Source organism: Bradyrhizobium sp. LTSP885 (assembly GCF_000938305.1).
GTDB lineage: Bacteria > Pseudomonadota > Alphaproteobacteria > Rhizobiales > Xanthobacteraceae > Bradyrhizobium.
Genome location: NZ_JYMT01000033.1, coordinates 30,826 through 56,734 on the forward strand (window position 1 = coordinate 30,826; position 25,909 = coordinate 56,734).

Sequence of the window (25,909 nt, forward strand, 5' to 3'; positions counted from 1 at the left end):
GGAGCGAAGCGCAATCCGGGAAGGTCTTCCCGCGTAGAGAGTGGCCCCGGATTGCGCTCCGCTCCATCCGGGCTACGCGCTCTCAGTTGTTGTCGCGCACCCCGTCCCACCACGGGCATGTCCCCGACATCAGCTTGAAATTGCCGTCCATCACCTGCACCGGCGCGCGCTTGCCCTCGGCGGCGGCGCGCATGCGCATCTCGCGGGCGACGGCGCGGTCTTCCGGCGACAGCCAGACGCGCTCATGGCCCCACAGGCTCGGGCCGTCATGCATCTCGAACGGCGTCCAGTTGGCCGGCTCGATCTCGCGGCCGCCCCAGCCGCATTCGACCATGAAGGACGACGGCGACTTGGCGTAGAACGACGTCATCAGATCGTTGGTGTGGCGGCCGAGCGTGACGTTGACGCGGTCTTCCTTCTGCGCGATGTCATAGGCTTGGCCGACATCGTCCAGCGAGAACAGCTCCACCATCAAATGATGCATGCCGTTGGTACCGGTCTCGATCAGCGCGAGAGAGTGGTGACGCGGATTGATGTGGAAGAAATAGGCGCGGAACGGCTTTTCGATGTAGTCGCTGAGGCCGAAGCCGAGCACGTCGACATAGAACGCCATGACCGGTGCGAGATGCTCGACCGTCAGCACGGCGTGACCAAGACCCTGCGGTCCGGTGCGGAAACCCGAGATCGAGCGTCCCGGCTTGAACGGCGTGTCGTCGATCTCGGCGCCATGAAACGCCTCGAGACGGTTGCCGGCCGGATCCCTGAACGAGATCAGGCCGCGCACCCGCCGCGCGTCGGCAAGCGCCTGCGGCTCGGCGGTGACGGCAACGCCGGCTTGCTCCAGCCGCGCCGCCAGCGCGTCGAGATCAGCGCTATCAGCCACCTCCCAGCCGAAGAAGCGCGTGCCTTCGCCCTGCGCACGGTCGATCATGATGCGTTGCTTGCGGTCGTCCATCCGGAACGCGAGCAGCGAATTGCCGCGCTCGATTGCCTGCAGCCCGACCAGGCCGGTGCCGAATTGCCGCCAGTCGTCGAGTGCGTCCGAGCCGAACCCGGCATATCCCAGACCCAAAATCGTCATCTGCGCGCCTCCGCCTGTTGTCTGTTTTTTGGGCGGTCGAGGACCCGCCGTTAACGCAAATCCTACGCGGATTTGCGTCCTTTCAAACCGGAAAAAGCCGTCCCAGCGTGGGGCAGGGCGGCAGGCCCTCCCTTGACACGGCCCGCGGCGGATGGTGAGTAACGGCCATGCGCACCGTTGCCAGTCCATCCCGTCTTTGGTGGCCCACCTTCTCATAGGTGGCCGGTGCGATTTCATTTCTCTGAAACGTCGAAGGTCGCCATCGCAGTGCGACGGCCCTTCGTTTGTCCTGTGTGGCGCTCTCTCGGCAAGTCTCGTAAGAGGATCACATGAACAGGACTGCCTTCTCCCTGCCGGCCAACAGCGAATATCTCACCAACGGCGGCCTTGCGGTTGCGCGCGTGGTCGAGCAGTTCAGCGGCGGCGCCAATCGCCTCGACGACCTGATCGCACTCCTGGACCGCCGCCGCGGCGTGGTGCTGTCCTCGGGCACGACGGTGCCGGGCCGCTACGAGAGCTTCGATCTCGGCTTTGCCGATCCGCCGCTGGTGCTGGAGACATCAGGCACCAACTTCACGCTCAAGGCGTTGAACCCGCGCGGCGAGGTGCTGATCGCCTTCCTCGGCGACGTCCTGCGCGAGCCCTGCGTCGTGATCTCCGAGCGAAGCGCGACAATGCTCGCCGGCCACATCATCCGCGGCGCCGCGCCGGTCGATGAGGACCAGCGCACCCGCCGCGCCAGCGTGATGTCGCTGGTGCGCGATATGGTGGCGGCGTTCTCCTCCAGCGCCGATCCGTTGCTCGGCCTGTTCGGCGCCTTTGCCTATGACCTCGTGTTCCAGATCGAGGACCTCGTGCAGAAGCGGGCACGCGAGGCCGATCAGCGTGACATCGTGCTCTACGTGCCGGACCGTCTGTTGGCCTATGACCGCGCCACCGGCCGCGGCGTGGTGCTTGCTTACGAATTCGCCTGGAAGGGCAAGTCCACCGCGGGCCTGCCGCACGACACCGCTGTCAGCGTCTATGCCAAGTCACCGCGGCAAGGCTTTGCCGATCACGCGCCGGGCGAATACCAGGCGACGGTCGAGGTCGCGCGCGCGGCGTTTGCGCGCGGCGATTTGTTCGAGGCGGTGCCCGGCCAGCTTTTCGCCGAGCCCTGCGAGCGTTCGCCGGCGGAAGTATTCCAGCGGCTCTGCCGCATCAACCCGTCGCCCTATGGCGCGTTGATGAACCTCGGCGAGGGCGAATTCCTGGTGTCGGCGTCGCCGGAGATGTTCGTGCGATCCGACGGCCGTCGCGTCGAGACCTGTCCGATCTCGGGCACGATCGCACGCGGCTTGGATGCGATCGGCGATGCCGAACAGATCCGCCAGCTCCTGAATTCGGAAAAGGACGAGTTCGAGCTCAACATGTGCACCGACGTCGACCGCAACGACAAAGCACGCGTCTGCGTGCCCGGTACCATCAAGGTGCTGGCGCGGCGCCAGATCGAGACCTACTCAAAACTGTTCCACACCGTCGATCACGTCGAGGGCATGCTGCGGCCGGGCTTCGATTCGCTCGATGCTTTCCTGACCCACGCCTGGGCGGTGACGGTAACAGGCGCGCCGAAATTGTGGGCGATGCAATTCGTGGAAGACCACGAGCGCTCGTCGCGGCGCTGGTATGCCGGCGCGATCGGAGCGGTGAATTTCGACGGCAGCATCAACACCGGCCTCACCATCCGCACTATCCGCATGAAGGACGGCCTCGCCGAAGTCCGCGTCGGCGCGACCTGCCTGTTTGACTCCGATCCGGCGGCGGAGGATCGCGAATGCCAGGTCAAGGCGTCGGCGCTGTTCCAGGCGCTGCGCGGCGATCCGCCGAAGCCGCTGTCGGATTTCGCGCCCGACGCCACCGGCTCCGGCAAGAACGTGCTCCTGATCGATCACGACGACAGCTTTGTGCATATGCTGGCGGACTATTTCCGTCAGGTCGGCGCCAACGTCACCGTGGTCAGGCACATCCATGCCCAGGACATGCTGAAGCGGAAAGGCTGGGACCTGCTGGTGCTGTCGCCCGGGCCCGGGCGGCCTGAGGATTTCGGCATCTCGAAAACCATCGGCACCGCGCTAGAGAAGCAGCTACCGATCTTCGGCGTCTGCCTCGGCGTGCAGGCAATCGGCGAATATTTTGGCGGCCAGCTCGGCCAGCTCAGCCAGCCCGCGCATGGCCGGCCCTCGCGGGTCCAGGTGCGCGGCGGGCGCTTGATGCAGAACCTGCCCAATGAGATCGTGATCGGCCGCTACCACTCGCTGTTCGTCGAGCGCGACACCGTGCCCGACGTGCTGACGGTGACCGCGACCACCGAAGATGGCGTCGCGATGGTAATCGAGCACAAGACGTTGCCGGTCGGCGGCGTCCAATTCCATCCGGAATCGCTGATGTCACTCGGCAACGAGGTGGGCTTGCGTATTGTCGAGAATGCATTCCGGCTCAACCCGCCGGCCAATTGAGGATTGCGAGATCCATGACGTTTGACCAGGACATCAAGTCGACCGTTCGCACCATCCCGGATTATCCCAAGCCGGGCATCCTGTTTCGTGACATCACCACGCTGCTGGCAGACGCCCGCGCGTTCCGCCGCGCGGTCGACGAACTGGTGCATCCCTGGGCCGGCTCCAAGATGGACAAGGTCGCAGGCATCGAAGCGCGCGGTTTCATCATCGGCGGCGCGGTGGCGCACCAGCTCTCCGCCGGCTTCGTGCCGATCCGCAAGAAGGGCAAGCTGCCGCACACCACGGTGCGGATCGCCTATTCGCTGGAATACGGTCTCGACGAAATGGAGATGCATGCCGACGCGGTGCAGCCCGGCGAGCGCGTCATCCTGGTCGACGATCTGATCGCGACCGGCGGCACCGCTGAAGGCGCAGTGAAGCTGCTGCGCCAGATCGGCGCCAACGTGGTCGCCGCCTGCTTCATCATCGACCTGCCCGATCTCGGCGGCGCCGCCAAGCTGCGCGCGATGAACGTCCCGGTGCGCACGCTGATGGCGTTCGAGGGGCATTGAGGTTTAGCGACAACCCTCCACACGTCGTCCCGGCGAAGGCCGGGACCCATAACCACAAATGTGGGTGGTGAAGAAATGCTGTGGCCCCAGCGTTCGCCAAACGGATAGCTGTGGCTATGGGTCCCGGCCTTCGCCGGGACGACGGTCACGACCTCTGCAGCAGCATGCTCAATTCGAGATCGCGGAACGTGGTGTAGCTGCGGCGGATCCATTGGTGCAGCTCGGTGGATGAATCCTTCTCCTGGCGCAGATAGCCGGTGAAGGAGAAGTTCAAGCGGTCGATATAGGTCTTCAGGAACACCGGCAGCGCGGCGAAGCGGAGCACGCGGCTGCGGGACATCACCGGCGGCAGCTCGCCGCGCACCACGAATTCATTATCGACCACGACCAGCGCATTCGGCGGGATCAGCGGCTGGATCGTCTGATAGCCCCGCACCGAGGCGCGGTCGGTATCGGCGACGAACAGGATGACTGGCGCGACGCCGCGACGCATCGCCTCCTTCATCAACCCGATCTGGTCGCACATTTTGAAGAATTCGTCGAAGGCGTGGTAGCCGAGGTCGATCACCTTGGCTGTGCCGTCATTGACGATGACCCGGTCCATCAGCTGCATCTTGCCGTAGGTGTCGATTACGTCGGCGGTCTCGGTGATCCCAGGCAAATAGTCGAGCAGCGACGGCTCCTTCAGGTTGATGTCGAAGGGAACCACCGCGCCATGCTTCAGCAGCAGGAATTCGCTCAACAGCCGCGCGATCAGCGTCTTGCCGACCTGCGGGCGGGACGAGCAGATGATGTAAAGGGGCGTGGATGACATCGCCGGATATATCAGGCCAAATTTCCGCCCAATCCAGCCCTGTCGCGGCCGTCGACAGGACTATTTTTCACCGCCGCGGGTGGTCGACTTGCCGCCGACCAGGTCGGTCAGCTTGATCCGGTCGAACTCGCTCCAGACATTGGCCAGCCAGTGCCGGACATAGCCGCGCAGCACGAAGGAATAGTTCGCGGCTTCGTCATTCGTGCCCTTGTTGGCGACGAATTTGAGGAACGGTACCGAGGAGACCTCGACCTGCTCATAGGCCATTTCGTTGAGCTTGGGGATCGTGAGCTCGGTGGCGTCCTTGATGCGGTGGAAATAGGAGTTATAGGTCGCCTGGTCCCACTGGAAGAACTGGGTGTCGTTGATGAAGTTCTTCACCAAATAGTATTTCGCGCCCTGCATGAAATTCGCGGTCTCGGCGATTTCGTCCAGCGAGGCGATCGAGGGGCCCAATATATGGAAAACGGCGAAGGTGATCTGGCCGGAGCGTGCCGCATCGAGGAAGCCGATGTCGCGCAGCGAGGCCAGCGCCGGCGACAACAGGCCGGCGCGGACGTCGATCACGGTGACCGAGGTACCGGCATTCAGCGTATCGAAGATCTTCATCTGGTCCGAGGTCGTCGTCATGTCGACGATCTGGGTGATGTCGGGGTGGAAGCGCATCAGCGTGCCGCGCGGCGATTCGGTGTCGAACGCCCGGGTCGGCACGTTGTTGGCGCTGAAATAGTCCAGGAGCGTCCGCGAGACGGTGGTCTTGCCGACCCCGCCCTTATCGGCGCCCACCACGATCACGACCGGCTTTGCCATGGAAATCCCTTGAAGCGCGCTCCCGATCGCGAGGGCGATCGGCGAGTCCCCACACCTGCTTTGGGCGCGAACATGGCAGAATCGAGGGAGAATTCAATTCCTTAAGGTGCCGGTGATGGGTTTGGTGGGGATTTCCTTAATGGAACGAAAGGGCTGAGGCTGACTTCAGACGCGGCGGCCCCAAGGGCCCCGTAGCGGACCCAACGGTCCCTGCGTCGGGCTGGTGCCCGGGAGAGGCGGCGGACTGCTCGGCGGCGCATTGGTGGCGTCACCCCACGGGCCATGGGGGACCGGCGCAGGCTGGTCTCCGTCCGCATCCGGGTCGTCCTGTGTTGCCGTCTCGTCCGAGGTTTCATCGGGCAATGCCAAGTAGCCCGGATCGCGGCCGCCGGCATATTTCACCAGCGCATCGACCCGGGACTGCACCGACGGGTGGGTCGCGAACAGGTCGGCAAAGCCCTCGCGCGGATTGTCGAGGCAGAGTTCCATCACCGCCGAGGTCGCGCCCGGCAGCTCGCCGCGGTTCTCGATCTTGCGCAACGCCGAGATCATTGCATCGGGATTTTTCGTCAGCTCGACCGAGCCGGCATCGGCCAGGAACTCGCGCGAGCGCGACAGCGCCAGCTTGACGACCTGCGACAGCAGCCAGGCCAGCAAGATCAGCGCGACCGCAATGATGATGACAATGATCGCGCCGCCGCCGGAACCCTTGCGGTCTGACGACGAGGACGATGAAGAGGAGGATGACGATGACGACGACCAGCGGCCGCCCGAGCTCCACGACAGATTTGTGAAGACGCGGAAGAACATTTCCCCGAAGAATCCGACCACGCCGGCGATGATCACGGCGACCACCATCAGCTGCACGTCGCCGTTCTTGATATGGGTGAGCTCGTGGCCGAGCACGGCCTCGATCTCCTGGTCATCAAGCGCCTTCAAGAGGCCCGATGTGACGGTGATGGAATATTGCCGCCGGTGCAGCCCCGCCGCGAACGCATTCAACGCCGGGCTGTCCATCACCTTGAGCTTCGGCATCGGGATGCCGCGCGAGATACAGAGGTTTTCCAGGAGATTGTAGAGCCGCGGCTGCTGCTGCCGCGTCACCGCTTCGCCGCCGGTGATGGCGTCGATCATGTTCTGGTGGAAGAAATAGGCGATCACGATCCAGGCCACGGCAGCGATCGTGGCCCAGGGGAAGGCCGAGACGAGGTCGCGCGAGGCGCGCGTCAGGTAATAATCGACCGGGCGGCCGCCATTGGTCATCACCTCGGCGACCAGCGCGCCAGCATAGACCAGCACGTAGATCAGCAGGAACAGGCCCGCGAGCAGCAACATCGAACGAAACTTGTTCGATGCGATATGCGTGTAGAGACCATAGGCGGCCATGATGCGCTTCCGCTAACCACCGTCATTCCGGGGCGCGCTGAAAGCGCGAACCCGGAATCCAGAGGTTTTCTGGCGGGTCGAGATTCCGGGTTCGATGCTTCGCATCGCCCCGGAATGACGGGACAGGCTGGATGCCATGCTGATCAGAACTTCACGCTCGGCGCGGCCTCGACCTCGGTGCGGCTGGCGCCGAGATCGAAGAAGTCCTTGCGGGTGAAGCCGAACATGCCGGCAAACAGCGCGGCCGGCATCTGCTGGATGCCGGTGTTGTATTCCTGGACCGCATTGTTGAAGAAGCGGCGGCTGGCGGCGATCTTGTTCTCGAGGTCGGAGAGCTCGGTTGCGAGCTGCTGGAAGTTGGTATTGGCCTTGAGGTCCGGATAGGCCTCCGACAGCGCGATCAGCCGGCCGAGCGCGCCGGAGAGCTGGTTTTCCGCGGCGGATACTTGCGCCGGCCCCTGCGCCGACATCGCAGCGCCCCGCGCCTTCACCACGTCATCAAGCGTACCGCGCTCATGGGAGGCATAGCCCTTCACAGTCTCGACCAGGTTCGGGACCAAATCGTGACGTTGCTTGAGCTGGACGTCGATGTCGGCGAAGGCTTGGCTGACGCGCTGGCCGAGCGCGACCAGGCGATTGTAGGCGCCGAACGCAAACAGCACGAGAACGACGATGACGCCGATAACGATCCAGCTGGTCGACATGACGGGAAAGCTCCTGATGGGACGAAACGGCGGCACCGTAGCCCAAAACCGGGCGCACAGCAGCCCGCCGGGAAGAGGGGGCAAAGCTTTGGTCGGCGATGGGCGCGGACTAGTTCAATCGGGGTTCACGATCGCATCGCCCCATCGCCATCGCCGGGCACGGGCGTAGTCGGCCTTGGTGCGACGCGGGACCTTTGCAACAACGACGCCTTCGGCGGTGCACAGCTTGGCCGAAATCTCGACCTTGCCGACATCAGGCTGCGCCAGCACGCGCGATGGCCGCGCCGTCACCGGCGTGCGCATCAGTGCGACATAGGCAAATCGTTCGTCCTCGAACGGCAGCTCGGCGCCCTTGACCTGCTTGTGCGCGCGCGAACGCTGCAGACGCTGGCTGAAGTGGCACCAGTCGGGCGCAACCAGCGGGCACGCGCCGTCATGCGGGCAGGGCGCGGCGACATGGGCGCCGGCTGCGATCAATCGTGCGCGGAGTGAGATGATCCGCGCGTAGCCCGCGGGCGTGCCGGGTTCGACGACCAAGAGCGTGTCCTTGGTTTTCGACCAGAGGGTCTCGGCAAGTGCTGTGCGCCCGGCATCGGCGAGCTCACCGATCACGTAGCTCGCGATGACGAGGTCGGCCGCTTCGGCCTGCGCGAGCAACGCGCGAGCTTGCCCGAGTTCATATCTGACATCGCGCAGGCGCGTGCTGTCGCGAAAGAGTTCTAGCGCCAGGGTTCGCAAAGCGCCGTTGGCATCAAGCAGGGTGAAGTGCTGCAGCGATGAAAGTGCTTCGGCCGTTGCCCAGGTCGCTGTTCCCGGTCCGGCGCCGACGTCGAGCAGGCTCGTCGGAGCAAAATCCGGCCGGATCTCGGTGAGCGCATTGAGGCTTGCAACAACCGCCGCGTATGTCGCCGGCATCCGCGCCAGCGCGTAGGCGAGCGCATCGGTCTCCGATTTGATCGTGCCGGAGCCGCCACCTTCGCGATAGGTCTGCGAGATCACCGCGGCGCGGCCGGCTGCGTCGCTGCGGGAACGACCCTCAAGCTTGGCATTGAGGGCGGCGCGGAGTTCGGCGGGAAGATCGGGTGAGGTCATCGCTGCCGTCACTCTCACGTCATTCCGGGGCGATGCGAAGCATCGAACCCGGAATCTCGAGATTCCGGGTCTGGTCCTTCGGACCATCCCAGAATGACGGCATGGTCAGCCTACGCCACGTTCTGGTCGAGGATCTCCACCGCGCCCTGCAGGTCGACCGAGACCAGTTGCGAGACGCCGCGCTCGGCCATGGTGACGCCGAACAGCCGGTTCATCCGCGCCATCGTGATCGGATTGTGCGTGATGATAATGAAGCGGGTTTCCGTCGACGACGTCATCTCGTGCAGCAGGGTGCAGAACCGTTCGACGTTGTGGTCGTCGAGCGGCGCGTCGACTTCGTCCAGCACGCAGATCGGCGACGGATTGGTGAGGAACACCGCGAAGATCAAGGCCAGCGCGGTCAGCGCCTGCTCGCCACCCGACAGCAGCGACAGCGTCTGCGGCTTCTTGCCGGGAGGTTTTGCGATGATCTCGAGGCCGGCTTCGAGCGGATCGTCGCTCTCGATCAGATGCAGCGCGGCTTCGCCGCCGCCGAACAGCTCGGTGAAGAGACGCTTGAAGTGACTGTTGACGATCTCGAACGAGGTCAACAGGCGCTCGCGGGCCTCGCGATTGAGGCTCTGGATGCCCTGGCGCAACCGCTTGATCGCCTCGACGAGGTCGTCGCGCTCGGTGGTCAGCGCGGTGTGCTGGGTCTCGACTTCCTTGAGCTCTTCCTCGGCGCGCAGATTGACGGCGCCAAGGCGCTCGCGGTCGCGGCGCAGCTTCTCGAGCTCTTCCTCGACCTGACCGACCGGCGGCAACTCCGCGCCCGGCTCGATCTCGGCCATGGCGACGACCGCCTGCGGCTCGACCTCGAGCATGTCGTGGATCTCGCGCTCGATATCGGCGAGGCGGCGGCGGGTGCCTTCCATCCGCTCTTCGGCACGCGCGGTGGCTTCGCGGGAGCTGGAGAAGGCTTCGAGCGAGATTTTAGCGGCGCGGTCGGTTTCCGCCATTGCGGTTTCGGCCATGGCGAGCGCGTCGGCTGCGATGCGGCGATCGCTCTCGGAATGCTCGATCTCCGTGATCAGCGCACTGCGCTTCTCGGCGAACACTTCCGGCGCGTTGGCGAGCTCCTCGCGCTCGATCGAGACCTCGGCGATGCGGGCCTCGATGGTCTCGACCTGGGAGGCGGCGCTGGTCTTGCGGTTCTGCCAATCGCTGCGCTCGGCAAGGATCGCCTGCACACGGCGGTCGGCAAGCTCGGCCTCGCGGGCGAGCGCCTGCGCCTCGGCGCGAACCTGGGCCGCGGCCCGGCGCTGGTTATCGATCTCGGCACGGACCGCGGCGAGCTGGGTCTCGGTCTCGACACCAGGCGGCAGTTCGGTCAGCGCCCCGACCGCGCTCTCATGCGCAGCCTCGGCCTCGGCGCGGTCGGCCGCGACGCGGGTGTGGGCCTCGGTCAGGGCCGACTTGCGCGCGGCATGGCGGTTGATCTCGCGCTCGGTCGTGGCATGACGCTCGCGGGCGGCCTCGGCCTCGCGGCGGGCGGCGCGAACGGCCTCGCGGGACGCGGCCTCGGCTGCGGCGGCGGTCCGCAGCTCCGCTTCCGCCGTCTCAAGCGCCTCGCGCTTGGCGGCCGCGTCGATGCGGGCCTGCTCCAGATCGTGCTCGATATCGATCAGACGGGCGCGCTCGGCGAGGCGCCGCGCGGCGCCGGTCGGGGCATGCGCGTCGGCGACAAAACCGTCCCAGCGCCAGACGTCGCCTTCGAGCGTTACCAACCGCTGGCCGGTCTTGAGCTGCGACACCAGCGCCGCGCCGCGTTCCTTTGTGATGACGCCGATCTGCGCCAGCCGCCGCGCCAGTTCCGGCGGAGCCTGGACACGGTCGGCGAGGCGCTCGACGCCGTCGGGCAGCGAGGGGTCTTCGCCCGTAGCTCCGGCATTGGTCCAGCGCATTGGCGCCGACGGATCGACCGGCGCGTCGAGATCGTCGCCGAGCACGGCGCCGATCGCCTTCTCGTAACCCTTGGCGACCGTGATGCCGTCGATGATCGGCGGCCACAGATTCTTGGTCTCGCTGTTGACCAGCTTGGAGATCGTGCGGGCTTCGGTCTCCAGCCGCTGCACGCGCTTCTCGGCTTCCGCGAGCGGCGAGCGGGATGATTCCAGCGTCTGCCGCGCCGCGACGTGATGGGTTTCGTTGGCCTGCACCGCGGCCTCGGATTCGGCGAGCGTCTGCTGCGCGGTCTCCATCGTCGCCGCCAGCGCGTCGATGTCGCCGAGATTGCCGGTTTCCTGCGCGAGCTTTTCTTCCTCGGCCTGGACGTTGGCGATCTCCTGATCGAGCCGCGCCAGCCGGTCGCGATGGGTCCGCACGCCAGCCTCGAGCTGGTTGCGCTTCGCGGTGAGGTCGGCGAGCTGCGTGGTCAGCTCGGTGAACTGGCGCTCGATCGCGGCCAGCATGGTTTCGGATTCTGCAACGCGCTCGTCGACGCCGGAACGCTTCTCGACGCGCGACTTGATCTCTTCCTTCAGCTCGGCGTCTTCGGTGTCGAGCCGCTGCAGCGCGATGTCGGCATCCGAGGTCTGCTGCTGCTCGCGCGCGATGTCGGCGGCAAATTGGGTGAGGCGACGATCGAGCTCGCCGACGCGCTCCTTGGCGCGCTGCTCCTCGCGGTCGAGCAGTTCGCGCGCATTGGTCAGGCGCTGCAGGCCGGCGGCGGCGCGGGCTTCGGCGTCGCGCAGCGCCGGCAGTTCGGAGGCGCGGATCGCCTGGATGCGGGCGGCTTCGGCCTGCTCGCGGGTGCGCTCGGCCATCTCGCGCACGGCGAGATCGTGGGTCTGCGCGGCATCATTGACGTCGGCATTCGCCTCGATCCAGCGCAGATGGTAGAGCATGGCCTCGGACTTGCGCACCTTGGCCGCGACCTCGCGGTAGCGAATCGCCTGGCGGGCCTGCTTCTTCAGGCCGTCCATCTGGCCGGAGAGCTGGCCGATCACGTCCTCGACGCGGGTGAGGTTGGTCTCGGCTGCCCTGAGCCGCAGTTCCGCTTCATGCCGGCGGGCGTGCAGACCGGCGACGCCGGCGGCATCTTCCAGCACGCGGCGGCGCTGCTCGGGCTTGGCTTGGATGATCTCGCCGATCTTGCCCTGGTGGACTAGTGCCGGCGAGCGCGCGCCGGTGGCGGCGTCGGCAAACAGGATCTGGACGTCGCGGGCGCGCACGTCGCGGCCGTTGATGCGGTAGACCGAGCCGGCCTCGCGCTCGATGCGGCGGGAGATTTCGAGCAGCTGGCTGTCGTTCATCGCGGCCGGCGCCGAGCGATCGGAATTGTCGATCGTCATCACCACTTCGGCGTGGTTGCGCGCCGGGCGATTGCCGGAACCGGCGAAGATCACCGCGTCCATGTCGGCGGCGCGCAGCGACTTGTGCGAGGTCTCGCCCATCGCCCAGCGCAGCGCTTCGACCAGATTGGATTTGCCGCAGCCGTTGGGTCCGACGACGCCGGTCAAGCCCGGCTCGATCATGAAGTCGGTGGGTTCAACGAACGACTTGAAACCGTGGAGGCGAAGGCGCGTGAGCTTCATGAACACAAATCTCGCTTGGCCGGGCGCGAATCTCCCTGCCGTGACAATACCATGGAAGGCAATGTCGGTGTGTGGGTGATAAGCTGCGTACAGCTCTCATGGAGCGGGACAATGGCGAGGCCGGCGCTTGAGGGCAACCGCTTGACCCGGCTTTTCCCAAGGGAATTACAAGGGATTCGCAGGGTTTTGCCGCTGTTTTCGGCCTCAATTTATCGGTGGAAATCCGGTCGGCGCGAATCAGGTTTTCAACAGCGAATTGATGCGCTTGCTCAATTCCTCGAACTCGACCTCGCCGACGATCATCGTGCCGTTGACGAAAAACGTCGGTGTGCCCTCGATCTTCAGGACCTCCATGGCGTATTTCTGGTCGACCTGAATCTTGTCCAGCGTCGCTTGATCCTTCAGGCAATCTTCCACGGCCTGATCGCCGACGCCGGCCTGCCGCGCGATCAGTTTCAGCGTGTCCGTGGTCTTCTTCACCAGTTCGTCCTGCTGGCGGAACATCACGTCGATGACGGCAAAGTATTTTGCCGAGTCGTTCTTTGCGATGCTGCGCGCCACCATCGAGCAGGCGACATCCTTGATGTTGAGCGGGAAGTCGCGGAAGACGTAGTGCACCTTGCCGGTGTCGATGAACTCGGATTTGACCTTCGGAAACACGTCCCTGTTGAAGCGCGCGCAATGCGGGCAGGTCGAGGCCGCGTATTCGATGATCGTCACCGGCGCGTTGCCGGCGCCGAGTGCCATCTCCGGCAGCGATTGCGGCTTCGACAGATCGGCGGCTTCGGCCGCCGCCGCGTTCCCGATCAGCCGGAGCGGCGTGGCCGCCGCGATCCCCGTGAGCGACAATGCGACGGCAAAGGCGCGGCGGGTGGTGCCCATGGAGCGCTCCGGGTTGAGACCAATCAGCTCTTCAGGAGCGGATCGATCTTCTTGCTGAATTCCTCGAACGAGGTCTCGCCCTTCAGCATTTCGCCGTTGATGAAGAAGGTCGGCGTCGAATTCACCTTCAGCACGTCGTTGGCGTATTTCTGATCGGCGGCGATCTTGTCGAGCAGCGTCTGGTCCTTGAGGCAGTCCTCGACCTGCTGCTGGCTGAGGCCGGCCTGCTTGCCAATCCGCGTCAGCGTCTCGGTGGTGTTCTTGATCACCCAGTCGTTCTGCTGGCGGAACAGCAGATCGATCACGGCGTAGAATTTCGGCGCGTCGTCCTTGGCGATGCAGCGCGCCAGCATCGAGCCGGCGGCGGCCTTGATGTCGAGCGGGAATTCGCGGAACACGTAGCGGACCTTGCCCGAGTCGATGTAGGCCGACTTGATCTTCGGGAACACGGTTTCGTTGAAGTTGGCGCAATGCGGGCAGGTCATCGAGGCGTATTCGGTGATGGTGACCTTGGCGTCTTGCGGGCCGAGCCCCATGTCGGGCAGCGACTGCGGCTTGGCGACATCGGTGGCGCTCTGCGCGAACGCGTCGGTGATCAGGCGGAACGGCGAGAGGCCCGCGAGGGCGGCAAGGCCGGTCAGCGAGAGAGCGGTGGTGAAGGCGCGGCGCGTGATGATCAAGGTCAGCTCCCGGATCGGCGCATTCACGCCGGAATGAGGTTCCGAAAAAGAAGCCTTCGCTAGCTTGAAACGACCATTGTGGCAATGGCGGGTCGTCGCGGGCTGGCCGCCGAAAAGCGTCAATTTCGCTTGATCGAGGCACCTAGCCTGGCCAGCGCCGCGCGCAAATCGTCGTCTTCCACCTCTGTCAGGCCCTCGGCCTCCCTGGCCACCGCTTTCGGATCCGGCGCGTGGCGCGGCTTCGGCTGGTTGCGGCGCGACAAGGGCGCCTGCCGGATCGTCAGCCGGCCGACCGCATGCCAGCCAAAGAAGCGGTTGACCCGCTCCAGGATGACGTCGGAGGAGTGCTGGATCTCCAGCGCCATCGGCCCCTCGACCCGCAACACCAGCGTCGCCGGCTCCTGCGGCTGCCCCTCGACCGGCCGCGGCCACTGCATCTTCAGCGGTTCGCAATAGGCTGCGATCCGTTCGCCGGCGATCTCGTTCCACCGCGTCACCAGCTCGCGCGCGGCAAAGCCCTGCTTGGCGTAGGCGTCGCTGAAGACGTCGTTGAGCAGGATGGACAGGGGCTTTGCGTTGATCGGGCCGGGTCTGGGCATGGGGGGCTTATAGCATGCCTGCCGTTCGCGTGAGGAATTGGACGACTCCAAAGAAGAAAGACGTGGATGCCCGGGACAAGCCCGGGCATGACGTGGAGAGATTTGTGCCGAGGCCTTAAGGTACATCCATGAGCTCTCGCGCAGCCGCCAAAACGAAACTGACCAACGATAGCGCCGATCGCCCGGCCCTCCTGCTGGCCTGGTACGACCGCCATCGCCGGCGGCTGCCGTGGCGGGCAGCTCCGGGGGAACTGGCTGATCCGTACCGGGTGTGGCTGTCGGAGATCATGCTGCAGCAGACCACGGTGAAGGCGGTCGGGCCCTATTTTGAGAAGTTCGTGTCACGCTGGCCTGACGCAACGGCGCTCGGCCGCGCCTCGCTCGACGACGTGCTGCGGATGTGGGCCGGGCTCGGCTATTATTCGCGGGCGCGCAACCTGCATGCCTGCGCGGTCGCGTTGTTCAACGACCATGGCGGGGTCTTCCCCGACACCGAGGACGGCCTGCGCGCGCTGCCGGGGATCGGGCCCTACACCGCGGCGGCGATCGCGGCGATTGCGTTCGACCGGCGCACCATGCCGGTGGATGGCAATATCGAGCGGGTGATCTCGCGGCTCTATGCCGTCGAGGAATCACTGCCGCAGGCAAAGCCGCGGATACAGCAATTGGCTACGACCCTGCTCGGTCCGTCTCGCGCCGGCGACGAGAAGTCTCGCGCCGGCGACAGCGCGCAGGCGCTGATGGATTTGGGCGCCACGATCTGCACGCCGAAGAAACCGGCCTGCTCGCTATGTCCGCTGAACGACGACTGCGCGGCGCGCGCGCGCGGCGATCAGGAGACATTCCCGCGAAAGGCGCCGAAGAAGAGCGGCACCTTGCGCCGTGGCGCGGCCTTTGTGGTGACGCGGGGCGGCGAGTTGCTCGTGCGTTCGCGCCCGGAAAAGGGTCTGCTCGGCGGCATGACCGAGGTGCCGGGATCGGAGTGGATTGCTGGGCAGGAGGACAGAGCGGCGCTGGCGCAGGCGCCCGAGCTCAAGGGCGTCACGCGTTGGCACCGCAAGGCCGGAATCGTCACCCACGTGTTCACGCATTTCCCGCTGGAACTGGTGGTCTACACCGCCAATGTTCCGTCGCGAACCCGCGCGCCCGACGGCATGCGCTGGGTGCCGGTCGCGACGCTGGATGGCGAGGCGTTGCCGAACGTGATGCGCAAGGTCATCGCGCACGGCCTCAATCTTTAGCTCCGGCTCACTCTGCTGACACCATGCTGGCAGCAGGGCTCGGCTACGACGCCCCAAGCAACGGAGGCCGTCATGATCGCAACCGCGCTCGACCACATCCCCACGCCGCCCTGCGCCAAACTGCTCGGCTGGCGTCTCCTTGATGCACGCCCGCAGGACGGCTGGATCAAACTCGTCTTCGACGGCAAGCCGGATTTCTGCAATCCCGCCGGCTTCGTCCAGGGCGGCATCCTGTCGGCGATGCTCGACGACACGATGGGGCCGGCGGTGTTCGTGATGACCGAGGGCAGGCTCTACACCACGACCATCACGATGAACGTGAACTTCCTGGCGCCCGCAAGGCCCGGACCGATCACCGGCGAGGCGACGGTAACCCAGCTTGGCAAGACCATCGCGTTCGTCGAGGGCCGGCTGACCGCCGCAGACGGCACGCTGCTCGCGACAGCGACGAACAGCATTCGGTTGGTGGAGTCGGCGCGGGCGTTGCGATGAGTTAGACCGCACTCCCGCGCTGCACGATCGGCGGCTTGGCGTTCAGGCCCTCGACCTGGAAGCCGGCGACGCGCTTGTAGTTGGCGGCGATGTCTTCCAGCTCCTGTTGCGACAGCACCTCGGTGACGACGCCAAAACCGTCGGGCGCGCGCTCTTCAACAATTTGCATCACCTGCTCGGGGCCGTTGCGGCGGTTCAGCATCACGAGATCGGTGGTTGCGGGCCGGCGCTCGGCCTCATAGGCTGCGAGCGCGGCCTGCGTCGGCCCCAGGGCCAGGATCTCGCGGGTCAGCACGCGCGCGTCCAGGATCGCCTGCGAGGCGCCGTTGGAGCCGATCGGGTACATCGGGTGCGCGGCATCGCCCATCAGCGTGACGCGACCGAAGGTCCACTGCGAAACCGGATCGCGATCCACCAGCGGATATTCATAGGCGTGCGGGCAGTTCCGGATCAGGCCGGGGACGTCGAGCCAGTCGAAATTCCAGCTCTCGAACCACGGCAAAAACTCCTCGAGCTTTGCCGTGCGGTTATAGTCTTCGCGGCGCCACTGATAGGTCGGCGGCATGTGCCGCTCGGCGACCCAGTTGATGTCGAATTTGCCGTCGGGGCCGGCCTGCTTCGAGATCGGGTAGCAGACGAATTTCAGGATCTCGTGGCCCGCCATGATCATGGTGCGGCCGGTGAGGAACGCGTTGCCGCGCGTGATGCCGCGCCAGAGGATGCGGCCGTTCCAGAGCGGCGGACCTTCACTCGGATAGAGCCTTTCGCGCACTGCGGAGTGGATGCCATCGGCGGCGATCAGGATCGTGCCATTGTGGCTGCCGGCCGGCTTGCCGGTCGCCTTATCGATGAAGTCGGCGCGGACGCCATCCGCGGTCTCAGCCCAGCCGGTGAGGTGATGGCTGGTGAGGATATTCTCACGCCCCAGCCGTTCGGTCGCGGCATCGAGCAGGATCTGTTGCAGCCGGCCGCGATGGATCGAGAATTGCGGCCATTTGTAGCCGGCCTCGAGCCCGCGCGGCTCGCTCCAGATCGGCTTGCCGTGCTTGGAGAAATAAGCGAGCTCGCGCGTGCGCACAGCCAGAGCATCGAGCTGATCGTGCAGGCCGAGTTCGATCAATTCGCGCACCGCATGCGGCAGCACGTTGATGCCGACGCCGAGCGGCTTCAATTCGGGCACGCTCTCGAACACGCGCGCGGGAACGCCGATCTGGTGCAGGCTGAGCGCCAGCGTCAGCCCGCCGATGCCGCCGCCTGCGATGAGTACCGTCATGGGATGCCCTCTTGATCGGCCACGGTCATGACACGACAGCGCCGCTGTGGGCAACCGCGAAAGGTTTGCGGCACCGCGCGGGGATGGACGGCGAACGGGAGGGCCGTTAACGTCCGCGTGCAGAACAAAAACCCCAGGCCGGGTTCGGATTTGCACCCGTACCGACAAGGCCCGAAGAGGACATCACTATGCTCAAGCTCTATTACGTCCCCGGCACCTGCGCGCTCGCCTCTCACATCGCGCTGGCCGAGGCCGGCGCGCCCTACACGACCGAGCGGCTCGACTTCAAGACCAACCAGCAGAACAGCCCGGGGTATTTGAAGATCAACCCGAAGGGCCGCGTGCCCGCGCTGGTGACCGATCGCGGCGTGCTGACCGAGACGCCGGCGGTGCTGGCCTACATCGCGCAGACCTTCCCGCAGGCCAAGCTCGCGCCGCTCGAGGATGCGTTTGAGTTTGCCAAGGTGCAGGCCTTCAACTCCTATCTCTGCTCCACCGTCCATGTGAATCACGCCCACAAGGGGCGCGGCTATCGCTGGGCGGCGGACGAGAGTTCGTTTGTCGACATGAAGACGATGATCCCGAAGACCATGGCCGCCAGCTTCGGCCTGATCGAGCGCGACATGCTGAAAGGCCCATGGGTGATGGGCGAGAACTACACGGTCTGCGACGCCTATCTCTACACGCTGACCCTTTGGCTCGATGGCGACGGCGTCGATCTCGCGACCCTGCCGAAGGTGAAGGCCCATCGCGCGGCAATGGAGCAGCGTCCTGCCGTGCAGAAGGTGCTGGCCGAGCAGAAGGCGTAAGGGACGGGTAGAAGCAGAACATACTCGGTGTCGTCCCGGTGAAAGCCGGGACGACATGGGATAGAGTGCGCTATGCGGTTTTCCGCCGCTCCAGCTCTCGCCCCGTTTCCAGCATCAGCTTGCGCAGCCAGAGCGAGCCCGGGTCCATCTGGGCGCGGGTCGGGTAGAACATGTGCTGCTCGTCGATCCCGGGATCGAGCGGCGGCGTCACCGTTAGCAGCGACAGCTGTTTTGACAGCGCCGAGATCAGCCGGCGCGGCACGAAGGCTATGAGGTCGGTACGCGCGGTGACGTGCAGCGCCTCGATATAGCCTGAGACGATCAGCGCGATCCGCCGCTCGATGCCTTTGGTGCGCAGCCAGGTGTCGATCAAATCCTCGTTCTGGCCGCGGATCACGACCGCGACATGCCGCGCAGCGAGGAAGATGTCGCGCTTCTTCAGCTTGGCGCCGAGCGGATGGCCGCGCCGTACCGCAAGTGCATCGCTGTCGGTATAGAGCAGCTGGCGGTGAAACCCCTTGAAGGCATCGCCGATCGAAATCACGAGATCGATGGTGCGGGCGAAATCCGGCGTGAAGATCGCAGGCCCCCGCCATGGCACCACGTCGATGGTGACGTTCGGCGCGATCTGCGTCACCTTCTCCATCAGCGGCGGCATCAGCAGTTCGACCGCGAGGTCCGGCATCATTAGCCGGAAATGCCGCTCGCTGCGCGCCGCGTCGAAATCGTCAGGGACGAACAGCGCGCGCACCTGGTCGAGCGCCTGCACCAGCGGCCCGCGCAATGCCTGGGCCCGTGGCGTCAATTCCATCCGCGCGCCGTTGCGCACCAGCAATGGATCGCCGATCAGATCGCGCAGCCGCTGCAGCGCGTGGCTGGTAGCGGGCTGCGACAAATGCAGCCGCATCGCGGCGCGGCTGACACTGGCTTCCCTGAGCAGCGCGTCAAGCGCGACCAGCAGATTGAGGTCAAGGGTATTCAAATTCATCAGGTGAATGTATACCATACCACCTATCGATTGGAAGAATGTGCGCCGAAGCGGCAATGATGGCCGATCAACCCCATCGATGGAGTGCCACCATGAGCGCAGCCGACAACAAGAAACTGGTGCAGGAGATGTTTGCGATCGCGGGCGATCCCGATCCCGCGGTGCGCGATCGGTCGCTGTTCATGGTAAACCTCGCCGACGACGCGACCTGGACCGTGACCGGGCAATATTCCTGGTCGCGCACCTTCACCGGCAAGCAATCGATCCTCAACGATCTGCACGGACATGTCCGCTCGCGGTTGGTCGAGCGGGGCCGCACCATCGCGCATCGCTTCATTGCCGACGGCGATGTCGTCGCGGTCGAAGCCAAGGGCAACAACCTCACCAAGGCTGGGGCGCGCTACGACAACGACTATTGCCTGGTGCTGCGGTTCGAGGGCGGCAAGATCAAGGAGGTCCGGGAATATTGCGACTCGGTTCTGACCGAGAAGGCGCTGGGCGCGTTTCCGGCGCGATAGCCGCATGCCGCGACGCGCGGCAGAAACGAAAACGGCGCCCGCGAGGGCGCCGTTTTGCTTGACGTCATTCCGGGGCGCGCGTCGGCGCGAACCCGGAATCTCGCGCAACAACCTCTGGATTCCGGGTTCACGCGCGAAGCGCGTGCCCCGGAATGACAGCGCCTGTCACGCCACCTTGGACTTGAGGTGGCCGAACATGATGCCGCGGGCCTCGTCGTCCATCTCGGCCTTGAAGCTGTGCTTGTCCTTCAGCGCGATCGCGCGTGCCGCCGCGGGCCGCGCCGAGATCTCGTCGACCAGCCGCTTGACGTTCGGATATTTCGCATAGCCTTCCTCGCCGAGCACGTACGGCGCCATCCGTGCCCAGCCCCAGAACGCCATGTCGACGATCGTATAGCTGTTGCCGACCATGTAGCGCGACTTGGCAAGGTGGTCGTCGAGGATCTTGTAGTGGCGATGCGCCTCGTACTGGTAGCGGTTGTGGGCGTATTCGAGGTCCTTTGGCGCGGCATGCTTGAAGTGCACCGCCTGGCCGGAATAGGGGCCGAGGCCGGTCGCAATGAACATCAGCCACGACAGCGTCTCGGCGCGGTTGGCCGGCGTGTTGGGCGGCAGGAACAGGCCGTGCTCCTCGGCGAGATAGAGCAGGATGGCATTGGAGTCGAACACGAACACGCCGTCATCGTCGATCGCCGGCACCTTGCCGTTCGGGTTCACTTTCAGGAATTCGGGCGCGAACTGCTCGCCCTTCCTGGTGTCGACCGGGATTGCCTCGAAGGGCAGTTCGGACTCCTCCAGGAACAATGCGACCTTGTTCGGATTCGGCGCGCCGTTGAAATAGAATTTCAGCATGAAAGGGCTCCCTGGGGCTTTTGTGACCGTCGACATCGGGGCGCGGCGTGGCCGCTTGCGGCCCTTCATGCGCAAATTTTGCTGCAGCGCGCAAGCGATGAGTTTGTGAAGCAGCCGCGCGCCGCGGGTCGGTCAGCCGAACCAGAGCCAGCCCGCCACGCCCGCGACGATCAGAGCAAGTCCCACGACCTCCAGCCCGACTGCCGAGCGGGTCGCGGCATGCAGGTGGGAGACCTGCGTTGCGCGTTCGGACCCTCGCACGTAGCCGTGCACGATAATCTCTTCGTTGAACTCGCTATGCGCCTCGAGGCCAAGCGTCAGCCCCACGCAGACGAGGAGGATGCCGAACATGATCAGGCCGAAAAAGCCCAGGAGGCCGATCAGCAGCATTGGAAACATGCCAAGCAGGAAGATCGGCAGCAGCGGCACCAGCAGCAATGAATCGGATTGTTTTCGCATCGGAATGGTCAATCGAAATGGGAACGGATGCCCCTGGATTTAGGTCCGATCGGCTAGGCTTCAAGGCGTTCAAGAGGCCGTCATTGCAGGTCTGCCGAGGACGCAGAGCCGTAGGGTAGGCACGCTGACGCTTTGCCCGCCCAATTTTCAGCATTCGTAGGATGGGTGAAATTCAGCCCGCCGCCATCCCGGAGCGGATCTCGGCGCGCAGCTCGTCGATCAGCTTGAGGCCGTTCTTGGTCTCGACGTGCCAGAAGGTCCAGCCGTTACAGGCGCCTGAGCCCTGCGCGACCGCGCCGATGCGGTGGATCGAGCCGACCTTGTCGCCGAGCATGATGGCGCCGTCGGCACGGACCAGCGCGCCGTGGCGCTTCTTGGCGTCGACCAGTTTTGCGCCGGGCAAGATCATGCCGCGCTCGAGCAGTTCGGAGAACGCGACCCGTGGCGCCTCGCGCGCGGTCATGAACGGCGCGAGCGTTGCGTCCGGCAGCGGTTCGACCGCGGCAATGCGCGCTTCGGCCGCGGCAGCGTAGGTCCGGTCGCGCTCGAAGCCGATATAGTTGCGGCCGAGGCGCTTGGCGACCGCACCCGTGGTGCCGGTGCCGTTGAACGGATCGATCACGAGATCGCCGGGCTTCGATGACGACAGCAGCACGCGCGCCAGAAGCTGCTCGGGCTTCTGCGTCGGGTGCACCTTCTTGCCGTCATCGCCCTTGAGGCGTTCTTCGCCGGTGCACAGCGGGATCAGCCAGTCGGAGCGTGCCTGCACGTCCTCATTGGCCGCCTTCAGCACTTCATAGTTGAACGTATAGCCCTTGGCCTTCTCGTCGCGCGCGGCCCAGATCATGGTCTCATGCGCATTGGTGAAGCGGCGGCCGCGGAAGTTCGGCATCGGATTGGATTTGCGCCACACGATGTCGTTCAGCAGCCAGAAGCCGAGGTCCTGCATGATCGAGCCGACGCGGAAGATGTTGTGATAGGAGCCGATCACCCACAGCGTCGCCGACGGCTTCATCACGCGGCGGCAGGCCAGCAGCCAGGCGCGGGTGAAATCGTCATAGGCGGCGAACGACGAGAACTTGTCCCAGTCGTCGTTGACGGCATCGACATGCGACTCGTCGGGGCGCTTGAGATCGCCCTTGAGCTGCAGATTGTAGGGAGGATCTGCGAACACCAGATCGACCGAGCCTGTCGGAAGCTTCGACATCTCTGCGACGCAATCGCCAATGACGATGCGGCTCGACGGGGCATTCTCAAATTTAGTGCGGGGCGCCCTTGCAGACGCCCCGCGACGCGACACTACCATGACTCAAGAACTCTGACTCAGGCGACGCTGTCGGCGACGCGGGACTAAACAACCGACTGACCACACCTTGACCGGGCAAAGTAAAAATCGACTTAATTGGAAATCTTTGCGCAAAAGATTGCAGCATCTTTTCGAATGGCAATTGGTGCGTCCGCATTCGCATCGTGCTGCAGCATCAACGCGTTGTACGGCAGACATTCGGCGATCATCGGCCGCGATTCGATTTGGCGGACGCAGATATCAGGTGCGGACCGCGGATTCGCGCACTAGGCAATTTTTGCCGGGCGGGTTATTGATTAACGGAATGGAAATTTTACGTGCCTGTCGCGTCAGGTCACCGACGGGAATTGAGCTCGCCGACGGGAATGAAGGGAAACCGCCATGCGTTATGATGACTTCCGCCGCAGCGACGACGTCGAAGACCGTCGCGACGACAGCGGAGGCGGCGGTGGTGGCGGCCTCGGCATTCCGATGGGCGGCGGTGGCGGGCTCGGCATCGGCACCATCATCGTGCTCGGCCTGATCGGCTACGCCTTCGGCATCGACCCGCGCGTCCTGATCGGCGGCGCGGAAATCCTCACCGGCGGCCAGCAGGCGCCGACCGTCCAGACCGACCGGCAGGCGTCGGGCGGACAGGTCAAGCGTGGCGCGCCGACCGACGAGATGGGCAGCATGATCGCAGGCGTCCTCGGCGAGATCGACGATCGCTGGAGCGAGATCTTCCAGGCCTCGGGCCAGAGCTACACCGGTCCGAAGATCGTGCTGTTCCGCAACGCCACCAATGGCGGCCGCTGCGGCATGGCGCAGTCGGCGATGGGTCCGTTCTACTGCCCGCCGGACAAGACCATCTTCCTCGACACCGGCTTCTTCCGCGAGGTCGAGACCCGCTTCCGCGGCTGCTCGGGCAATGCCTGCAAGTTCACGGCGGCCTATATCATCGCGCATGAGGCCGGCCATCACATCCAGAACCTGCTCGGCATCATCCCGCGCGTGACGCGGCTGCAGCAGCAGGCCGGCAGCAAGGCGGAATCCAATGCGCTGCAGGTCAAGGTCGAGCTGCAGGCCGATTGCCTGTCCGGCGTCTGGACCAACCGCGAGGAGAAGAAGCGGCCCGGCTTCCTCGAGGCCGGCGACATCGACGCCGCTCTCACCACGGCGAATGCGATCGGCGACGACACGCTGCAACGGCAGGCGACCGGCAGGGTGGTTCCGGACTCATTCACCCACGGCTCCGCCGCGCAACGCAAGCAATGGTTCATGACCGGCTACCAGCAGGGCACGGTGCAGGCCTGCAACACGTTTGCGGGTGGGTAGTAACAGCTATTGGTTGGCGTCATTCCGGGGCGCCCGAAGGGCGAACCCGGAATCTCGAGATTCCGGATCAGTCTGCTACGCGGCCTGTCCGGAATGACGGCGAGGACTCGCAATGTCGGCAATCGACGAATCCAAAACGTTCATCCCGCTCAACATCGCGGTGCTGACGATTTCCGACACCCGCACGCTGGCGGATGACAAATCGGGCACTACGCTGGCCGACCGTCTCACGGCGGCCGGGCACAGGCTCGCGGCGCGCGAGATCGTCACCGACGATGTCGAGGCGATCCGCACAGTGATCAGGCGCTGGATCGCGGATGCGGGGGTCGACGTCGTCATCACCACCGGCGGCACCGGCTTCACCGGCCGCGACGTGACGCCGGAGGCGATCGAGCCGCTGTTCGAGAAGCGGATGGACGGCTTTTCGATCGCCTTCCACATGCTGAGCCACGCCAAGATCGGCGCCTCGACGATCCAGAGCCGCGCCACCGCTGGTGTCGCGGGCGCGACCTTCATCTTCTGCCTGCCGGGCTCGCCGGGCGCCTGTCGTGACGGCTGGGATGGCATTCTGGCACCGCAGCTCGATTACCGCACGCGGCCCTGCAATTTCGTCGAGATCATGCCGCGGCTCGACGAGCATTTGCGCCGCCCGAAGGCGCAGGGCGCGAGCGCGTAGTCTCCGGTCGTTCCGGGGCGTGCGAAGCACGAACCCGGAACCTCGAGATTCCGGGTTCATCGCTGGCGCGATGCCCCGGAATGACGGGCGGGAGGGATCAACGGCCGCTGACGAATCTGATCAACGCCCGCCACACCGCCAGAACGGCGTTGCGGTAGGCCTCGGCGCGAAGCGCGTGGGCTCTCCGCGTATAGAGTGTGATGAGTTCCGCGGTCACGCGCCGCGCTCCTTCGCGGCGCTGCAATCTCAGAGGTCGCGCTCCCAGGTCTCGCCGATCAGGTCCTGTCCGAAGCTGCGATGCGGCTCGCGCTTCACCAGTTCGAAGCCGGTCTCCTGATAGATTTTTCGGGCGGCGACCAGGATGCTCTGGGTCCACAGCGTCATTCGCCGATAGCCGCAGGCTTTTGCAAAGCTGACGCATTCGCCGACCAGTCTTTTGCCGAGCCCGTGCCCGCGGCCGGCCGGATCGATCAGCAACAGTCGCAGCTTGGCGATCTCGTCGCTGTGGCGGACCAGGAACACGGAGCCGACCGGCGCCCCGTCGATATCGGCGATCCAGCAGCGCTCGCGCGAGGCGTCGAACGAGGTGAGGAATTTCGCCGCGATGTCGGCGACCAGCGCCTCGAACGACGCATCGAAACCGTATTCGCTGGCATAGAGCGCGCCGTGGCTCTGCACCACCCATCCCAGATCGCCGGGGCGCGGGTCGCGCAGGATGGCGCGCGGCGCTGCGGCATCCGTCTCGCCAAGCAGCCGTTCGACCGTGGCCATGGCCGCGGTGAGCCTGTTACGGTCGGCCGGCACCAGCGCGGCGAGCATCGCGGTGACTTCATCATGCGAACTGCGGTTGAGCTTGGCAAAGGTCTGCCGCCCCTTGGCGGTGAGGTTGAGCCGGACCTGCCGCCGGTCGGTCGGCAGCGGCTTGCGGGCAATCAGCCCGTCGTCATCGAATTTCTGGACGATGCGGCTGAGATAGCCGGCGTCGAGGCCGAGCTCGATCCCGATATCGCGGGCGGCCGCATCCTCGCGATGGGCGAGTTCGTAGAGCACCCGCGCCTCGCTCAGCGAAAACGGGCTCTGCAGCAGATGCTGGTCGAGCACGCCGAGCTTGCGGGTGTAGAAGCGGTTGAAGCCGCGGACCGCGGCGACCTGGTCCTCGGGATCGGTCATGGTGCACCTCTGATAATTGCCATTGTCAAATAATTATTTGACTTTAGCAAGTATCGTTTATGCAACCATGATCCGGCTGCGCAGCATGGTGCGGGAGGAGCGGCCGAGCCGGCGGAGCAGGCGGGCCTCGGAGCGGCTG

Annotated in this window: 25 protein-coding genes and 1 pseudogene; 8 read left to right on the plus strand and 18 right to left on the minus strand. The window is 65.1% G+C overall.

Features of this window, described 5'->3' with window-relative positions; all coding sequences use genetic code 11:
- Positions 1-82 precede the first annotated feature (82 nt).
- Positions 83-1,081 (minus strand): VOC family protein, encoded by a 999-nt coding sequence (locus UP09_RS20310; RefSeq protein WP_044540057.1) that lies wholly within the window; start codon positions 1,079-1,081, stop codon positions 83-85.
- 329 nt (positions 1,082-1,410) lie between these two features.
- Between UP09_RS20310 and UP09_RS20315 the strand changes: the two genes are divergently transcribed.
- On the plus strand, positions 1,411-3,576 hold the full coding sequence (locus UP09_RS20315) for an anthranilate synthase component I (protein ID WP_044540058.1): 2,166 nt from the start codon (positions 1,411-1,413) through the stop codon (positions 3,574-3,576).
- A gap of 14 nt (positions 3,577-3,590) precedes the next feature.
- The gene (locus UP09_RS20320; protein ID WP_044540059.1) at positions 3,591-4,130 is read left to right on the plus strand and encodes an adenine phosphoribosyltransferase; all 540 of its coding nucleotides are present in this window, start codon (positions 3,591-3,593) and stop codon (positions 4,128-4,130) included.
- A 145-nt stretch (positions 4,131-4,275) separates the two neighbouring features.
- Here the strand turns inward: UP09_RS20320 and UP09_RS20325 are convergent, their stop codons facing one another.
- From UP09_RS20325 to UP09_RS20365, 9 genes are all read right to left on the minus strand, one after another.
- Complete coding sequence (locus tag UP09_RS20325; RefSeq protein ID WP_044540060.1) at positions 4,276-4,944, minus strand: P-loop NTPase family protein; 669 nt, start codon at positions 4,942-4,944, stop codon at positions 4,276-4,278.
- A 60-nt stretch (positions 4,945-5,004) separates the two neighbouring features.
- Positions 5,005-5,754 carry a P-loop NTPase family protein gene (locus tag UP09_RS20330; RefSeq protein WP_044540061.1) on the minus strand — a complete coding sequence of 250 codons (750 nt, stop codon included), beginning with the start codon at positions 5,752-5,754 and terminating at the stop codon, positions 5,005-5,007.
- Positions 5,755-5,919: 165 nt separating this feature from the next.
- The gene (locus tag UP09_RS20335) at positions 5,920-7,140 is read right to left on the minus strand and encodes a M48 family metallopeptidase (protein ID WP_044540062.1); all 1,221 of its coding nucleotides are present in this window, start codon (positions 7,138-7,140) and stop codon (positions 5,920-5,922) included.
- A 143-nt stretch (positions 7,141-7,283) separates the two neighbouring features.
- A complete protein-coding gene (locus tag UP09_RS20340; protein WP_044540063.1) occupies positions 7,284-7,844 on the minus strand; it encodes a LemA family protein in 561 nt (186 codons plus the stop codon).
- A gap of 114 nt (positions 7,845-7,958) precedes the next feature.
- Positions 7,959-8,936 carry a small ribosomal subunit Rsm22 family protein gene (locus tag UP09_RS20345; RefSeq protein WP_044540064.1) on the minus strand — a complete coding sequence of 326 codons (978 nt, stop codon included), beginning with the start codon at positions 8,934-8,936 and terminating at the stop codon, positions 7,959-7,961.
- Between the two features lie 110 nt (positions 8,937-9,046).
- Entirely contained in the window at positions 9,047-12,511 is a 3,465-nt protein-coding gene (smc, locus tag UP09_RS20350) for a chromosome segregation protein SMC (RefSeq protein WP_044540065.1), read from the minus strand.
- Between the two features lie 237 nt (positions 12,512-12,748).
- Entirely contained in the window at positions 12,749-13,393 is a 645-nt protein-coding gene (locus tag UP09_RS20355; RefSeq protein WP_044540066.1) for a DsbA family protein, read from the minus strand.
- Positions 13,394-13,416: 23 nt separating this feature from the next.
- Complete coding sequence (locus UP09_RS20360) at positions 13,417-14,073, minus strand: DsbA family protein (RefSeq protein WP_044540136.1); 657 nt, start codon at positions 14,071-14,073, stop codon at positions 13,417-13,419.
- A gap of 119 nt (positions 14,074-14,192) precedes the next feature.
- Positions 14,193-14,672 (minus strand): DUF721 domain-containing protein, encoded by a 480-nt coding sequence (locus UP09_RS20365; RefSeq protein WP_044540067.1) that lies wholly within the window; start codon positions 14,670-14,672, stop codon positions 14,193-14,195.
- Positions 14,673-14,800: 128 nt separating this feature from the next.
- Between UP09_RS20365 and mutY the strand changes: the two genes are divergently transcribed.
- Positions 14,801-15,913: an A/G-specific adenine glycosylase gene (mutY, locus tag UP09_RS20370; RefSeq protein WP_044540068.1), complete on the plus strand. Its 1,113-nt coding sequence runs from the start codon at positions 14,801-14,803 to the stop codon at positions 15,911-15,913.
- A 72-nt stretch (positions 15,914-15,985) separates the two neighbouring features.
- On the plus strand, positions 15,986-16,405 hold the full coding sequence (locus UP09_RS20375; RefSeq protein ID WP_044540069.1) for a PaaI family thioesterase: 420 nt from the start codon (positions 15,986-15,988) through the stop codon (positions 16,403-16,405).
- A gap of 1 nt (position 16,406) precedes the next feature.
- Here UP09_RS20375 and UP09_RS20380 read toward each other — a convergent pair whose 3' ends face one another.
- A complete protein-coding gene (locus tag UP09_RS20380; RefSeq protein ID WP_044540070.1) occupies positions 16,407-17,678 on the minus strand; it encodes a flavin-dependent oxidoreductase in 1,272 nt (423 codons plus the stop codon).
- 188 nt (positions 17,679-17,866) lie between these two features.
- On the opposite strand from UP09_RS20380, the gene UP09_RS20385 reads away from it, so the two are divergent.
- Positions 17,867-18,487, plus strand: a complete 621-nt coding sequence (locus UP09_RS20385; RefSeq protein WP_044540071.1) for a glutathione S-transferase family protein — start codon at positions 17,867-17,869, stop codon at positions 18,485-18,487.
- 70 nt (positions 18,488-18,557) lie between these two features.
- Here the strand turns inward: UP09_RS20385 and UP09_RS20390 are convergent, their stop codons facing one another.
- Positions 18,558-19,475: a LysR family transcriptional regulator gene (locus UP09_RS20390; protein ID WP_044540137.1), complete on the minus strand. Its 918-nt coding sequence runs from the start codon at positions 19,473-19,475 to the stop codon at positions 18,558-18,560.
- A 92-nt stretch (positions 19,476-19,567) separates the two neighbouring features.
- On the opposite strand from UP09_RS20390, the gene UP09_RS20395 reads away from it, so the two are divergent.
- Entirely contained in the window at positions 19,568-19,993 is a 426-nt protein-coding gene (locus tag UP09_RS20395) for a nuclear transport factor 2 family protein (RefSeq protein WP_044540072.1), read from the plus strand.
- Between the two features lie 165 nt (positions 19,994-20,158).
- Here the strand turns inward: UP09_RS20395 and UP09_RS20400 are convergent, their stop codons facing one another.
- The 3 genes from UP09_RS20400 to UP09_RS20410 form a co-directional block, all read right to left on the minus strand.
- Positions 20,159-20,845 (minus strand): glutathione S-transferase family protein, encoded by a 687-nt coding sequence (locus UP09_RS20400; RefSeq protein ID WP_044540073.1) that lies wholly within the window; start codon positions 20,843-20,845, stop codon positions 20,159-20,161.
- 132 nt (positions 20,846-20,977) lie between these two features.
- Positions 20,978-21,304, minus strand: a complete 327-nt coding sequence (locus UP09_RS20405; protein WP_044540074.1) for a hypothetical protein — start codon at positions 21,302-21,304, stop codon at positions 20,978-20,980.
- Between the two features lie 172 nt (positions 21,305-21,476).
- Positions 21,477-22,610, minus strand: coding sequence for a site-specific DNA-methyltransferase (locus tag UP09_RS20410; protein ID WP_052833148.1), 1,134 nt, complete (start codon positions 22,608-22,610; stop codon positions 21,477-21,479).
- Between the two features lie 381 nt (positions 22,611-22,991).
- Between UP09_RS20410 and ypfJ the strand changes: the two genes are divergently transcribed.
- The gene (gene ypfJ / locus UP09_RS20415) at positions 22,992-23,924 is read left to right on the plus strand and encodes a KPN_02809 family neutral zinc metallopeptidase (RefSeq protein ID WP_044540076.1); all 933 of its coding nucleotides are present in this window, start codon (positions 22,992-22,994) and stop codon (positions 23,922-23,924) included.
- Positions 23,925-24,036: 112 nt separating this feature from the next.
- A complete protein-coding gene (gene moaB / locus UP09_RS20420; protein ID WP_044540077.1) occupies positions 24,037-24,600 on the plus strand; it encodes a molybdenum cofactor biosynthesis protein B in 564 nt (187 codons plus the stop codon).
- Between the two features lie 97 nt (positions 24,601-24,697).
- On the opposite strand, the gene UP09_RS39035 is transcribed toward moaB, so the two are convergent.
- The 3 genes and pseudogenes from UP09_RS39035 to UP09_RS38585 all read right to left on the minus strand — a co-directional run.
- Complete coding sequence (locus UP09_RS39035; protein WP_502689065.1) at positions 24,698-24,817, minus strand: RSP_7527 family protein; 120 nt, start codon at positions 24,815-24,817, stop codon at positions 24,698-24,700.
- A 29-nt stretch (positions 24,818-24,846) separates the two neighbouring features.
- Positions 24,847-25,770 (minus strand): bifunctional helix-turn-helix transcriptional regulator/GNAT family N-acetyltransferase, encoded by a 924-nt coding sequence (locus UP09_RS20425; RefSeq protein WP_044540078.1) that lies wholly within the window; start codon positions 25,768-25,770, stop codon positions 24,847-24,849.
- 57 nt (positions 25,771-25,827) lie between these two features.
- Positions 25,828-25,909 (minus strand): annotated as a pseudogene (locus UP09_RS38585) (glycosyl transferase); the annotation flags it as partial.

Bases quoted from the DNA above. Each gene is read 5' to 3' on its own strand.
- UP09_RS20355 (WP_044540066.1), bottom strand. From the start codon at position 13,393: ATGGGCACCACCCGCCGCGCCTTTGCCGTCGCATTGTCGCTCACGGGG.
- UP09_RS20375 (WP_044540069.1), top strand. From the start codon at position 15,986: ATGATCGCAACCGCGCTCGACCACATCCCCACGCCGCCCTGCGCCAAA.
- UP09_RS20325 (WP_044540060.1), bottom strand. From the start codon at position 4,944: ATGTCATCCACGCCCCTTTACATCATCTGCTCGTCCCGCCCGCAGGTC.
- UP09_RS20395 (WP_044540072.1), top strand. From the start codon at position 19,568: ATGAGCGCAGCCGACAACAAGAAACTGGTGCAGGAGATGTTTGCGATC.
- UP09_RS20345 (WP_044540064.1), bottom strand. From the start codon at position 8,936: ATGACCTCACCCGATCTTCCCGCCGAACTCCGCGCCGCCCTCAATGCC.
- UP09_RS20410 (WP_052833148.1), bottom strand. From the start codon at position 22,610: ATGGTAGTGTCGCGTCGCGGGGCGTCTGCAAGGGCGCCCCGCACTAAA.
- ypfJ (WP_044540076.1), top strand. From the start codon at position 22,992: ATGCGTTATGATGACTTCCGCCGCAGCGACGACGTCGAAGACCGTCGC.
- UP09_RS20405 (WP_044540074.1), bottom strand. From the start codon at position 21,304: ATGCGAAAACAATCCGATTCATTGCTGCTGGTGCCGCTGCTGCCGATC.
- mutY (WP_044540068.1), top strand. From the start codon at position 14,801: ATGAGCTCTCGCGCAGCCGCCAAAACGAAACTGACCAACGATAGCGCC.
- smc (WP_044540065.1), bottom strand. From the start codon at position 12,511: ATGAAGCTCACGCGCCTTCGCCTCCACGGTTTCAAGTCGTTCGTTGAA.
- UP09_RS20385 (WP_044540071.1), top strand. From the start codon at position 17,867: ATGCTCAAGCTCTATTACGTCCCCGGCACCTGCGCGCTCGCCTCTCAC.
- UP09_RS20390 (WP_044540137.1), bottom strand. From the start codon at position 19,475: ATGAATTTGAATACCCTTGACCTCAATCTGCTGGTCGCGCTTGACGCG.
- UP09_RS20315 (WP_044540058.1), top strand. From the start codon at position 1,411: ATGAACAGGACTGCCTTCTCCCTGCCGGCCAACAGCGAATATCTCACC.
- UP09_RS20320 (WP_044540059.1), top strand. From the start codon at position 3,591: ATGACGTTTGACCAGGACATCAAGTCGACCGTTCGCACCATCCCGGAT.
- UP09_RS20425 (WP_044540078.1), bottom strand. From the start codon at position 25,770: ATGACCGATCCCGAGGACCAGGTCGCCGCGGTCCGCGGCTTCAACCGC.
- UP09_RS20340 (WP_044540063.1), bottom strand. From the start codon at position 7,844: ATGTCGACCAGCTGGATCGTTATCGGCGTCATCGTCGTTCTCGTGCTG.
- UP09_RS20310 (WP_044540057.1), bottom strand. From the start codon at position 1,081: ATGACGATTTTGGGTCTGGGATATGCCGGGTTCGGCTCGGACGCACTC.
- UP09_RS20400 (WP_044540073.1), bottom strand. From the start codon at position 20,845: ATGCTGAAATTCTATTTCAACGGCGCGCCGAATCCGAACAAGGTCGCA.
- UP09_RS20365 (WP_044540067.1), bottom strand. From the start codon at position 14,672: ATGCCCAGACCCGGCCCGATCAACGCAAAGCCCCTGTCCATCCTGCTC.
- UP09_RS20330 (WP_044540061.1), bottom strand. From the start codon at position 5,754: ATGGCAAAGCCGGTCGTGATCGTGGTGGGCGCCGATAAGGGCGGGGTC.
- UP09_RS20335 (WP_044540062.1), bottom strand. From the start codon at position 7,140: ATGGCCGCCTATGGTCTCTACACGCATATCGCATCGAACAAGTTTCGT.
- UP09_RS20380 (WP_044540070.1), bottom strand. From the start codon at position 17,678: ATGACGGTACTCATCGCAGGCGGCGGCATCGGCGGGCTGACGCTGGCG.
- moaB (WP_044540077.1), top strand. From the start codon at position 24,037: ATGTCGGCAATCGACGAATCCAAAACGTTCATCCCGCTCAACATCGCG.